This is a genomic window from Rhodococcus sp. LB1 (assembly GCF_001583455.1).
Lineage (GTDB): Bacteria > Actinomycetota > Actinomycetes > Mycobacteriales > Mycobacteriaceae > Rhodococcus_F > Rhodococcus_F opacus.
In genome coordinates this window covers 1-11,375 of sequence record NZ_LTCZ01000137.1, presented here as the reverse complement: position 1 = coordinate 11,375, position 11,375 = coordinate 1, and the positions used below count along the sequence as shown (strand labels likewise).

13 protein-coding genes are annotated in these 11,375 nt (G+C 63.0%); 5 read left to right on the top strand and 8 right to left on the bottom strand.

Features of this window, described 5'->3' with window-relative positions; genetic code table 11:
• The 5 genes from AZG88_RS53855 to AZG88_RS20185 all read left to right on the top strand — a co-directional run.
• Window positions 1-246: hypothetical protein (locus AZG88_RS53855; protein ID WP_231914104.1), on the top strand; the 246-nt coding region annotated here is incomplete at its 5' end.
• Window positions 247-524: 278 nt separating this feature from the next.
• A complete protein-coding gene (locus tag AZG88_RS20200) occupies window positions 525-1,082 on the top strand; it encodes a hypothetical protein (RefSeq protein ID WP_197487880.1) in 558 nt (185 codons plus the stop codon).
• Window positions 1,079-1,675 (top strand): TetR/AcrR family transcriptional regulator, encoded by a 597-nt coding sequence (locus tag AZG88_RS20195; RefSeq protein WP_061698721.1) that lies wholly within the window; start codon window positions 1,079-1,081, stop codon window positions 1,673-1,675. The genes AZG88_RS20200 and AZG88_RS20195 overlap by 4 nt, the downstream gene beginning before the upstream one ends.
• Window positions 1,676-1,957: 282 nt before the next feature.
• The gene (locus AZG88_RS20190; protein WP_061698720.1) at window positions 1,958-2,701 is read left to right on the top strand and encodes an NADPH-dependent F420 reductase; all 744 of its coding nucleotides are present in this window, start codon (window positions 1,958-1,960) and stop codon (window positions 2,699-2,701) included.
• A 34-nt stretch (window positions 2,702-2,735) separates the two neighbouring features.
• Window positions 2,736-3,470, top strand: a complete 735-nt coding sequence (locus AZG88_RS20185) for an NADPH-dependent F420 reductase (RefSeq protein ID WP_061698719.1) — start codon at window positions 2,736-2,738, stop codon at window positions 3,468-3,470.
• 130 nt (window positions 3,471-3,600) lie between these two features.
• Here the strand turns inward: AZG88_RS20185 and AZG88_RS20180 are convergent, their stop codons facing one another.
• The 8 genes from AZG88_RS20180 to AZG88_RS53850 form a co-directional block, all read right to left on the bottom strand.
• The gene (locus tag AZG88_RS20180) at window positions 3,601-4,479 is read right to left on the bottom strand and encodes a TIGR03620 family F420-dependent LLM class oxidoreductase (RefSeq protein WP_231914103.1); all 879 of its coding nucleotides are present in this window, start codon (window positions 4,477-4,479) and stop codon (window positions 3,601-3,603) included.
• Window positions 4,480-4,631: 152 nt separating this feature from the next.
• Window positions 4,632-4,796, bottom strand: a complete 165-nt coding sequence (locus tag AZG88_RS51840; RefSeq protein ID WP_156517553.1) for a hypothetical protein — start codon at window positions 4,794-4,796, stop codon at window positions 4,632-4,634.
• A gap of 124 nt (window positions 4,797-4,920) precedes the next feature.
• Entirely contained in the window at window positions 4,921-5,361 is a 441-nt protein-coding gene (locus AZG88_RS20175) for a nuclear transport factor 2 family protein (RefSeq protein ID WP_061698717.1), read from the bottom strand.
• Window positions 5,362-5,476: 115 nt separating this feature from the next.
• Window positions 5,477-6,439 carry a TIGR03619 family F420-dependent LLM class oxidoreductase gene (locus AZG88_RS20170; RefSeq protein ID WP_061698716.1) on the bottom strand — a complete coding sequence of 321 codons (963 nt, stop codon included), beginning with the start codon at window positions 6,437-6,439 and terminating at the stop codon, window positions 5,477-5,479.
• A 64-nt stretch (window positions 6,440-6,503) separates the two neighbouring features.
• Window positions 6,504-8,153 carry an FAD-dependent oxidoreductase gene (locus tag AZG88_RS20165; protein WP_061698715.1) on the bottom strand — a complete coding sequence of 550 codons (1,650 nt, stop codon included), beginning with the start codon at window positions 8,151-8,153 and terminating at the stop codon, window positions 6,504-6,506.
• A 41-nt stretch (window positions 8,154-8,194) separates the two neighbouring features.
• Complete coding sequence (locus AZG88_RS20160) at window positions 8,195-9,052, bottom strand: mycofactocin-coupled SDR family oxidoreductase (RefSeq protein ID WP_061698722.1); 858 nt, start codon at window positions 9,050-9,052, stop codon at window positions 8,195-8,197.
• 402 nt (window positions 9,053-9,454) lie between these two features.
• Window positions 9,455-10,294, bottom strand: a complete 840-nt coding sequence (locus tag AZG88_RS20155; RefSeq protein ID WP_061698714.1) for a mycofactocin-coupled SDR family oxidoreductase — start codon at window positions 10,292-10,294, stop codon at window positions 9,455-9,457.
• A gap of 1,006 nt (window positions 10,295-11,300) precedes the next feature.
• Window positions 11,301-11,375: NAD(P)(+) transhydrogenase (Re/Si-specific) subunit beta (locus AZG88_RS53850; RefSeq protein ID WP_231914105.1), on the bottom strand; the 75-nt coding region annotated here is incomplete at its 5' end.

Below are 11,375 nucleotides of genomic sequence, written 5' to 3'. Positions count from 1 at the left end.
TCAGGAAAGATCGAGGCTAGCCCCAGCCAAATCCGATTTCGCATCGTTCGGATCCTCAAGATCGTCATAGATCCGGCGGCGGAGCGCTCAGCAGTCATCCCCGCAGCATTCGGAAAACAGTGCGAGGATCTGGTGATTCAAAATGTGTATATCGTGACCCGCAGTGAACATGGCTTGCCAAAAAGCGAACTTGAGCTCTGCGATCACCCTCCCTGTCGTCGACTCGCGACGCCGCGTCTGGCATAGGTCCCGCTGCGGGGTGTATTGCGCCTATTTGGGGAGGGAAGGCCCCTTTCGAATGTGCTGTCCCACGGCCACCGCAGGCCATAGACAGTCGATGGTGCATCCGAAACTGTGTTCCGGGTGGACACTTCAGCAAAGTGCGAAGGAAGCATCGGTGCAGCCGAGATACGTGCATCCCACCCGTAAAGATCAACCGCCTCCGCCGTGCCGCCACCGGTAGCGGCGACGTAAGTGCTCGAGCGCGGAGCGCCCGCTCCTCCCCCACCATCACCCAGGACCAATTGATCGCCTGGCTGCGTGAACTGCTGACCGGTAACAGCGAATCCCTGCCATATCGGATCGCCGGCACACTGCAGCTCCTCTACACTCAACCAATCGCGAGGATCGCAACACATCGCACCAACGACATCCTCCTGGCGTCAGACGGTCCATATCTTGCCCTCGGCACCCATCCTGCGCCCATTCCGACGCCGTTCGCGGACATGCTCACCGAGCACCTCGCACAACGACCCAACCTGCATGCCGTCCGAGATGGTGAATCGGAGTGGCTCTTTCCCGGCCGCACGCCCGGCAGTCACCTGCACCCCAACACGATCATGAACCGACTACGCACCCTCGGTATCGATCTCCGCGGTACTCGCACGACCGCAATCCGAACATTGGTGACTGAGGTGCCTGCTCCGATCGCGGCGGACATGCGGGGCTTCAGCCAGCAGATCGCAGCCGTAGCCATCCACTCCGGCGAGTTGACCGGATACAGCCTCCGTTTTATGCTGTCCCGGTATCCGGAGGCGGTATCCGATTTGAGGTGGAGCCCGGAGCAGACAGGAGACGTATGAGTGCTGAAGAGCAGCCGGGCCGCCGGCCGCGCGCGGATGTCCAGCGCAACCGTGCTGCTCTGCTGGAGGCGGCTCAGCGTCAGTTCCTGAAATTCGGGGTCGGCACTTCAATGGAGGCGGTCACCAAAGACGCCGGCGTCGGGCCGGGCACGTTGTATCGGCATTTCCCGAACCGCGAGGCGCTCCTGGCGGCGGTGTTGCAGTCCCGTTCGGAAGAACTAGAGGCACGTCGCGCCGATATCTCGCAGCTCGACGACGCGTTGGAAAAGCTGCGGCGCTGGCTGCACGCGATGGAGGAATATTTCAGCGCGTTCAGCGGGTTGCCGGAACCGCTCATGGCTGCCGCGAGGGCATTGGAACCGGACAACCCGCTGACGGTGCCCTGCGAGAACATCATCGCGACCACCGAGGAGTACGTGCGCGCCGCGCGGCTCACGGGACAGGTGCGAGCCTCGGTAACGGGGCGAGACTTGTTCCTCCTGGCCGTCTCGGTGGCGTGGACCATGGGCGCCGCCGAGGCCGACTATGAGGTACTCGACCGTCTCCTGACACTCATCGAAAACGGCTACCGCAACCAAAACAAAAAGCAGTAGAGCAGCAACGACTTTCGCAGCGGGCAGTCCGATCCAAAAGCGGAACTGTCGAATTTGCGTTCGGTAACACCCGGCACAAACCGGCCGTCCGTCGTTCGGCAGATCTGTGCGACCCGGCGCTGTGGTGGTCGCACATCTGGCCCGAGATCTGTAGGACCGGAGACCAGGAAAAAGCCGCCAGGCAAAAGCTGTTTCACGCCTCGGCCGGCACGGCGCCTGCGAAGTGTCCGCACAGCCCTGCCCGATGAATGAAAATCGATAAATAACCCAAGGAGTTACTGGATGAAGATAGGTATTCTCGGTGTCGGCCATATCGGTAAGACACTCAGTCGAAAGTTGAGCGCGGCCGGACACGATGTGAAGGTGGCCAACTCGCGCGGACCCGACACAATCGACGCCACGGTCCTGGCCACGGGAGCACGTGCGGTGCCCGCGTCCGAGGCAGTGAAAGACGTGGACGTCGTCATCCTCTCCGTCCCGCTGAACCGCGTTCCCGAGATCGCGCCGCTGCTCGCTGGCGTACCCGCTGAGACGGTCGTTATCGACACCTCGAACTACATTCCGGGGCGTGATTCCCAGATCGCGGCCATCGAAGCCGGCCAGGTCGAAAGTCTCTGGGTCGCAGAACAGCTCGGCCAGTCGATCGTCAAGGCGTGGAATGCCATCGGCTCCGGCTCCTTCGCCCTTAAAGGCACGCCTCCAGGGATTCGGGGCCGTATCGCGATCCCGGTCGCGGCCGACGACGACAGCGAACGCGCGGTCGCCATAGCGCTGGTCGAGGACACCGGATTCGATGGATTCGATGCCGGACCGCTGGCGCAATCGTGGCGCCAGCAGCCCGGGGCACCGGTTTATTGCACAGATCTCACCCGCGACGAGATGCCGGCCGCCCTAGCGCGCGCCGAGGCCGCGAGATTGCCGAAGCGGCGCGACCTGTCGGGCGCCGCCATCGCCGAAAGGGTTGGCGTTGGAACGAACCCCGACTCTGAATACCACGTCCGCCTCAGCCGCGCACTGTTCATGTAGCGATCCGGACACGATAGAAGGGAAGGAACACGATATGAGGATTTCCGTTATCGGCGCCGGAGCCATCGGCGGCAATATCGCACGCCGGCTCAGCGAGGCCGGACATGAGGTACTGGTCGCGGACGCCCGTGGGCCGGAGGCCGTCGCCGCCGACGTCCGGAAAGCAGGCGCTCGCGCAGTAGATCTCGACGCCGCGACCCACGACAGGGAGGTCATCATCCTGTCGATCCCATTCTCGAAGCAGCCCGAGCTCGCCGGCCTCCTCGCCGGAGTGTCCGACGATACGGTGATCGTCGACACCTCGAACTACTACCCCGGTATGAACGGCCACATCGAGGCGGTGGACAACGGACAAGTCGAGAGTGTGTGGAGCGCGGAGCAGCTCGGCAAACCGATTGTGAAGGCGTGGAACGCCGCGCTCGCGGGGACACAGCAGACCAAGGGAGTACTCGCCGGAACGCTCGGCCGGATCGCTATCCCCGTTGCCGCCGATTCGGAACGAGCACGCCGGACCGTCATGCAGCTCGTCGACGACACGGGCTTCGATCCCGTCGATGCCGGGGCTCTGGCCGAATCGTGGCGGCAGCAGCCGGGGACGCCCGCCTACTGCACCGAACTGGATGTCGCGGAGTTGGGGCAGGCCCTGGCAGCGGCCGACAAGGACGAAGCGCCCCGTACTCGTGACCGGCTCGGGGAGCATTTCGCGAGCCTCGCCGAGGCGCCCTCGCTAGACGAGACCGTCGCGATCAATCGCGCCGCACACCGCTGACCCAGCGCCTATGGGCCGCCGACGACCTCTCTCCGGGTGGGAGAGGTCGTCGGCCCCTGTCGGTGCTGCTATGTCGCGCGGCTATCTCCACGCCGACCAATGGCAAGCCGAGCACTGGTCGCCGGTGCAATTACAACTGCAACGCCGAGGCGAGTTCACGGAGCGCCGGCCGCGGGTCGGTCGACGGCGTGTCCGCGAGGACCTGCACAACGACGTGGTCCGCGCCGGCGTCGAGATGTGCGGTGAGCGCAGCGGCCGCGTCGTCGGCAGTACCCATGCCGACCAGTGCGCGGGCCAACCGGTCCGATCCACCGCCGACCAGGTCGGGCTCCTCGAAACCTTGGCGCAGCCACGAGTTCCGGTAGTTGGGCAGCGACGAATACATAGTGAGGTGGTCGTGCGCACGCCGAAGTTGATCGTCCGTATCGCCACCGATCGCCACAGCTTGTTCGGTGACGATCCAGCGATCGGCGCCGAGGATCGAGCGGGTCACCTGTGTCTGTTCGGGTGTCACCAGATACGGATGGGCGCCGTTGGCGTGCTCGCCGGATAGTTCGATCATCTTCGGTCCTAATGCGGCGAGCAGGCGTAGCGGCCTGGCGCCGGGCTCGATCTCCGGGGACAGTGCGTCCATGCGCTCGAGATACGTCCGCATCGTTGCCAGCGGCTTGCGATACGCGCCTCCGGGCAACTGTTCGACGAACGGGCTGTGGCTGACGCCCAGACCGAGCACGAACCGTCCCGGGTACAGGGCGCTGAGGATGCGGCCGCCGGATTCCGCCGCTGTTGGTATCCGAACGTGGATATTGGCGATGCCGGTGCCGACCACCAGCCGGCCGGTGGCCGCGAGAAAGGCCGCGGATTCTACCAGCGCGTCTTTGCCGCCGCCCTCGGGCATGAACAGCGAACCGAACCCCAGCGCTTCGATCTCGCGGGCGATGTCCTGTGCCTCACGTATCGGCCACGCCTCGCTGTTCCACCAGACACCGACCTTTGACGGAAACTTCATGCCGGCAGTTCGATCGGACATAATTCGTGACCTACTCTCCTGGTTCGTCGGTTATGTTGCCTATAGCGAAGCAGTGCGTCCGGTGCACACCACGGCGACCGGAATATGCCGAATCAATCACGATGTGACCGGCACTTTTATCGGACAACGGCCTACTCGTCTTGGGCGGGCGTGAAGGCCGGGACGTACTCGTCGGTTTTCGCCGGCCCGGACGTGGGAAACGCCGCGCGGACTCCCAGTCCCGCACCGAGGGTATCGTGCTCGATATCGACGAGCTGGGTCCACCAGGTACTCAGCGTCAGCGGTGGCCTAACCATGGTCGACTAGCGGCGACGAGTTCGGCGACGCGGGCGCTCCGACCCGTCACGGTTGGCCTGTGACGACAGGGCAACATACGGGGCCGTACCGGACGGATTCAGGCCACGATCTGCCGCCAGAGCACTATGCCGGGGCAGCGGGGAACTGCCCGACCTGCTCGGGTTCGAAGGTCTTCACAAGCACCCTCTTGGAGATCAGCCACATGGAGTTGACCTTTCTGTACTCGTCTTCGTACAGAACGTTGAACCGCAGCCGAGGACCGCCGTCGGCGTGCTGCACCTCGCATATACCGAACGCAACGCCCGTCGCGCCCGTTTCCGACCGAACAGTGATCACGTGGTTGGTCATGTGGTGAACGACGTGTTCCACCGATGCCATCAATTCGTCTCCGTAAGCCGCAATTGCCTGGCGCCCCACATGGAGACCGGAATCGAACTGGCGCTCGTCGAAAACGCAATCCTCCGTGAACACTTCGGCCGCCCACCGGGCGGGTTCGCCCGTGTCGAGGAGAAGGGCGTAGCGATGGTTCAGCTCGATGAGGGCAAATTTGTCTTCAATGGACATGTGTGCAGACCTTTCGTCAGCCGTAACGAATAAATGGACAGTCGTGTCCCCAGGTGCCTCCCGCCGACAGGTTGATGCAGGTGTCCTACGGGCGAGGAACGGGTTCTGATACTGATCAATAGGCCGAACGGCCAACGGCTCGAGGCCCAACCGCTGCGGTAACCGCCGGCCAGGACCGTCGCGACGCGATCGGTGGGACGAGTTCTCCGACGAGTCCGAGCGCATCGGCGGCGCGTTCCATCCAGGATGCCGCCTGGTCCGGGGTGAGCTCCCCGAAGGGTCCGCCGAGCACGACGAACTCCGCTCCCGCGTCGGCGAGATCACGCGTTATCGTCGAGGCCCTTTCCGGTGCAACGACATCCGGGCGAACCCCCACGACCAACTGTTCGCATGCGCCGCTCTGCGCCTCCATTCGGCGCAGCCTGCCGAGGCGCTCGGCGAACTGGGAGGGAGTCAATTTGGTGGCATACCAGCCGTCCCCACGCTGGACTGCACGGCGGAGCGCTGCCGAGCTGTGTCCACCGATGAGCACCGGCAGCCGGACGCCTTGCCGAGGAGGCGGCGCGATGCCGACTCGGCCACCGTCGGGCACCGCAGCGTCGGCCTGCCAGCATCCCCGCAATGTGTCGATGCCCCGATCGGTGCGCCGCCCACGATCGGCCCAACCCTGCTCGAGCAGAGAGAATTCCTCGACCATCCACCCGCTTCCCACGCCCAGCAGGGTCCGGCCGCCGGAGAGCACGTCCAGGGACGCTACCTGTTTAGCCACGCCGATCGGGTGCCGCAAAGGAAGTACCAGAACTCCGATGCCGAGCTGTACTCGTTCGGTGCAGGCGGCAACGAAGTTCAGCGTGGCGAACGGGTCGAGGTACGGGGTGGACGGATCGAATGGTGGTCGCCCATTGCCACTGTACGGATACTCGGTCAACGGAGCGGCCGGCATCACGATATGGTCGGAAACCCAGACAGACCCGAAGCCCCGTCGTTCGGCGATACGGGCAAGCCGGCGGATCGTATCCGGCTGTGCATTCGGACCCAAGTTCGGCAACGTGACACCGATATGCAGTGGGTTACCCATAGGAATCTGCCCTTCGACTACGCGAACACTACGTACGTTGCCGGCTTATCGCCGTTCGATCCTGCTATTCCCGGCTCGCGCACTCGGCTACGGTCAGCGCCATGGTGAGCGCCCGGCTGAGGGAGAATCCACCTTGGTAACTGGTTCCGGTCGCTGTGAAGGCGGCGACAGCGCCCACCGCGTAGAGATGGGGAATGGGTTTTCCGCTGATGTCGAGCACGTGTCCGTCGGGATCGGTACGAACACCGCTCATTGAGATCGAGACCATGTTGAGACGCAGACGCATACCGAAGTACGGTGGCGTGGCGACGGGCGCGATATTGGGGTGCAGCTCGTGCGTAGGGTCTCCGTAGAAGCGCTGTACGTACGGATCGCTTCCCCGTCCGAATCGCGGATCGGCGGCCGTCGCCGCAGGGCCATTGAATTCGGCGGCCGTTCGTTCGAGTTGCACGCCGTCGATTCCCAGCTTGGTGCCGAGTTCCTTCATCGTCGTAGCAGATTCGACCAGGCCTTCTTCGTAGTCCCCGCCGGGGTCTGCACCGACTCCCCCATAACGACGATGGTGTTCCTCATCCCAGATCATGTAGATCGGGAAATGTTGCGCGTCGGGGGCCAGCGCCTGCCACGCCAGATCGCCATAGTACGAATCGTCGCAGAAGCGCTCTCCTCTACAGTTGACGATGAAAGTATGCGGGTACGTATACTCTTCCCGTCCGAGAAATGCGTTCGCCTTCCCGGAGAAGTATCCGGGGATATACGGCGCGGAACGTGCCGGAAACTGAACGAGATCGGCGCCGGCCGACGCTGCAAGACGGAATCCGTCGCCACGGTTCGTTCGCGGAGCCATCGTTCCGTAGTCCTGCTCTCCTAAGCCGGTGAACCGCTTCACCAGAGCGGGGTCCGAATCGAACCCGCTCGTGGCGAGGACCACCTTGCCCCGAAACGTTTCCCGTCCCGCGGATGTATCGACCACTACACCCGCGACGCGTTCATCCTCGATTATCAGCGCCTCCACACGGTGTTCCAACCGGATCGTGATCTCGTTTCTGCGCGAGGTGGCGTGCAGAAAGTTCGCAACAACACCGGTACCGAATCCGAGCAAGTTAATTGGCCTGTCCGTCTCCGAAAGCTCTCGGGTCGGCGGTTCGACTTTGCCCCCGTCAGAGCTCGGAGTCAGCGCGGCGGGTGTCTTCCCGGTCTTCTCGTGGATTTCCCAGTAGTTGGTCTCGTAGGGAAAGTGCGGGGTATAGCGCAACTTGTCCCGCCAGTCTCCGAGCAGATCAGCGTCGAATACAGCCGAGAGATAGCGTCCGTACTCGGACCATCCCGGCGCCCCGGCATGGCTGTCCGGCATTGCTGGAATGATTTTCCATTGGACTACCCCGAGGTTCTCGAAATACTCGACCGCTCGCGGCGACATCGTCAGGAATCGATACATGGCCGAATCGTCGAGCAGCTCGGGATAACGTCCGGCCGTCGCTTTGATGAATGTCGCGGCGTTTTCCATACTGTCGTGAACGCCTTCGCGAAGCATCACGTGGTTCGCGGGCGACCAGACCACTCCGGCCGAGTAGGCTGCGGCCCCGCCCACCCTGTCCGCCGCTTCGAGAATCGTCACCCGGAATCCGCGTTCTGCCGCGGCGATCGCGGTAGCAAGGCCTCCGAGGCCTGCCCCGACCACGAGGAGGTTCTCGCTGTCGATCTTGTCCATCATGCGCTCCTGTTTGAACTTGTGCGAGGCCCGGGTCCGTGCCGTCAGCCGGTCACTGGGTGGGGGATCTTGTTGGGCGCCATGGCTCCCGCGTCGATGACGTGTGTGGTGCCGGTGACGTAGCGAGCGTCGTCGGAGGCGAGGTAGACCACCGCGTTGCTGATGTCGATGGGTTCGATCCAAGGCACACGCAGGCCTTGCAATTGAACGAAAACTTCTTCCACCTCGGCTCGCGTCGGGTTCGCGAGGTGGGGAAGGAAGACATTGTGCACCACCGGGTTGTTGATCATCGGTGTGTCGACGTTCCCGGGATGTAGTGAGTTGACCCGAATGTTGTGCGGGCCGAGCTCGACCGCGAGCGCGCGCATGAGACCGGTGACGCCGTGCTTGGAGGCAGTGTAGTGGGATAGATCGGCGTACGCGATCAGACCGGCAAGTGAGCTGGTGAGGATGATCGATCCGCCCCGCCTCCGCTCGATCATCGACGGCACCGCCGCCCGCACGGTCTTCCACGAACCGGTGAGATTGACGTCGATCATCTCCTGCCATTGCTGTTCGGACATTTCCCAGGAGGGCGCGAAACTGGTGATGCCGGCATTAGCCACGACGATATCGATCCCACCGAGCTCCCCGACCGCCTCGGCAACAACGGCCTGGAGCCCGGCCAGATCCCTGATATCGCACTCCCGATGAATTACCCGGCGGCCCGTCGTCTCGGCCAGTTCTGCCGTACGGGCAAGATCCTCGGAGGTGGGCAGGGCATAGGGCACGGTTTCCATCGGGGTGCAGATATCTATCGCCACCACATCGGCGCCTTCCTCGGCAAGCCGCAGGACATGTGACCGTCCTTGGCCACGGGCGGCGCCGGTCACCAGCGCGACCTTGTTGTCGAGACGTCCCATGGTGGTCCTCCTTGTTCGATGCACCGGCGGATACCGGCGATGACGGTTGCCGACGGAGCGCCGGAGTATCTCTCTTATGCCGATCCGGGGGGCGACTCGCGGTCCCGGGACCCGCAACGTTGTCAGCAGCACCACCACGGCAATAGCCATCAGATAGAAGGCGGGCGCGTAAGTGGTCCCCGTCTGCGCGACCAGGAATGTCGAGACGTATGCCGCGATTCCGCCGATCAGCCGGAAGACGTTGTAACTGATGCCGAATGCCATGTACCTGATACTCGTGGGGAAACGTTCCAGCGCGGCGGTCACGTACACCTTCGTATCGTTATCAGACACGAATCTGCCTCTCCTGAATGGCGTAATGGCCAACGAGAGTCACTCACGCGGAAAGCGATCCGATTCGTTCTACTTGATGAGTGCACCCGCGTCGACAGGAAGGGCGACACCGGTGATGTACCGAGATTCGTCGGAAGCCAGAAACAAGATCGCATTGCTGACATCTGCCGAATCCACCCAGGGAATCGGCAAGGCGTTCACCGTCTGAGAAGCCGGAGCGAAGTCCTCCCTGGTTGGATGCTCGAGATCAGGTCGGAACAATCGACGCATGGCCGTGTTCTGGATCATGGGTGTGTCCACCTGCGTGGGGCTCACTGCGTTCGCACGAATGCTGTGTGGAGCCAATTCGATTGCGAGCGTACGCATCAGTCCGATCACGCCATGCTTGGCTGCCACATAGTGGCCGATGTTCGCGTACGCCTTGTGCCCAGCAGCCGAGCTGGTGAGAACGATGGAGCCGCCCTGATTGGCGATGAGATGCGGAACTGCGACCTTCGCCGTGTGCCAGACGCCGGTGAGGTTGATATCGATCATTGTCTGCCATGTCGCTGCGTCATACTCCCACACAGACTGCGGTCGACTGGTGATACCGGCGATACCGGCATTGGCGCATACTACGTCCAGCTTGCCTAGCCGTGCGACGCCGTCGTCGACCACCTTCTCGAGCCTGTCGAAATCACGGACGTCGGCCTTTGCCGCCACAATGCGCCGGCCCAGAGCTTCTACCTGCTTCACCGTCTCGGCGAGATCCGCGTCACTAGCACCTTCGTACGGGCTGTTGGGAATATCCTCACAGATGTCCACCGCAATGATGTCGGCACCCTCTTGCGCCAACCGCACAGCGTGGCTACGACCCTGCCCCCGCGCTGCGCCGGTGATGAACGCAACCTTGCCCTCAAGTTTTCCCATGAAATCAAGCTCCTTTTCTTGCGGTGCGGGATCCGCGATCGCCGCAGTGAAATTTCGTCGAGCGAACCGCCGACGCGCTAGCGCAAGCGCCCGCCGTCACGCCCTCCACCGGTCGTGCCCGGGAACGATCCGGCGGTCCAAAGCCTCGACAGCGCGCCGAGACTCGTCGAGGCCTGCCGCTGTTGCCATGCCCGGGAACACCATCGATGGGCTCACAACGAAGGTCAGCACGGTTTCGCCGGCGGCTACGCCAAAGACGAGGAGGGCCTGGCGCCATGTCAAGCTATTCTTGATGGACCTCGCCGTAAGTTCCGAGGCACGACTCGGCAGTCTCTGCTCATTCGGGGCACATCAGCTCTCCTGACAACATGTTCGTGTGGTTGAGCGCCTCTCAGCTGCCCTGTCCGCTGTCACCCGTGCGAGCGGCAAGTGGCCATCCAAGAATACGTATGACCCCATAATACTGACTATGTCTGTCCAAATCAATAGTCGGACCGACGTGCGCGGCTGTCGCCGGAAATCGCGAGGCCCGGTGTAGCCGACCGCATGCACCCATGTCCATCTAGCCGCATTTCCATCCAAGTCAGAGGTGACGGCGAGCATTTCGGGCTGCGGCGTCCGGTGGGCGAGACCGGGATATGTGGGAACCGCCGACAGCCTGTGGGCGAGTCCAAACACGACTACCACTACCGCCACACCTTCGCATGCGCTCCGGAATTGATTGCTGCAGTCGATAACTGGGCGGAACCCTACAACGGGGTGTCCGGTCCGATGTCAGTGCCGATCGGTCCAGCTACTTGCGCAAAGGGGTGTGCGATGGGCCGTTCGATTCGATTTCGGCGACTTACGAGAGGGTGCGGCAGGTCTTACTGTCGGCGTGCGAAGTTGGTTCTGCACGCCCTGGGCGCCGCGAATGCATATCGGGTTAATTTACTGACCGATCTGTTTCGATGGGCTGTGCGTGGGCACCTCCCATCGGGATGTGCCCACGCATGGCGCTTATCTCCTATAGGGCTTTGAGTTCCTCGGTGACCTCGGCGACCGACTTCTTCGCGTCCCCGAACAGCATCGAGGTGGTGTC

What these genes read in the sequence shown, in the direction of transcription:
- AZG88_RS20195 (WP_061698721.1), top strand. Translation starts at nt 1,079, where the DNA reads ATGAGTGCTGAAGAGCAGCCGGGCCGCCGGCCGCGCGCGGATGTCCAG.
- AZG88_RS20190 (WP_061698720.1), top strand. Translation starts at nt 1,958, where the DNA reads ATGAAGATAGGTATTCTCGGTGTCGGCCATATCGGTAAGACACTCAGT.
- AZG88_RS20185 (WP_061698719.1), top strand. Translation starts at nt 2,736, where the DNA reads ATGAGGATTTCCGTTATCGGCGCCGGAGCCATCGGCGGCAATATCGCA.
- AZG88_RS20180 (WP_231914103.1), bottom strand. Translation starts at nt 4,479, where the DNA reads ATGAAGTTTCCGTCAAAGGTCGGTGTCTGGTGGAACAGCGAGGCGTGG.
- AZG88_RS51840 (WP_156517553.1), bottom strand. Translation starts at nt 4,796, where the DNA reads ATGGTTAGGCCACCGCTGACGCTGAGTACCTGGTGGACCCAGCTCGTC.
- AZG88_RS20175 (WP_061698717.1), bottom strand. Translation starts at nt 5,361, where the DNA reads ATGTCCATTGAAGACAAATTTGCCCTCATCGAGCTGAACCATCGCTAC.
- AZG88_RS20170 (WP_061698716.1), bottom strand. Translation starts at nt 6,439, where the DNA reads ATGGGTAACCCACTGCATATCGGTGTCACGTTGCCGAACTTGGGTCCG.
- AZG88_RS20165 (WP_061698715.1), bottom strand. Translation starts at nt 8,153, where the DNA reads ATGATGGACAAGATCGACAGCGAGAACCTCCTCGTGGTCGGGGCAGGC.
- AZG88_RS20160 (WP_061698722.1), bottom strand. Translation starts at nt 9,052, where the DNA reads ATGGGACGTCTCGACAACAAGGTCGCGCTGGTGACCGGCGCCGCCCGT.
- AZG88_RS20155 (WP_061698714.1), bottom strand. Translation starts at nt 10,294, where the DNA reads ATGGGAAAACTTGAGGGCAAGGTTGCGTTCATCACCGGCGCAGCGCGG.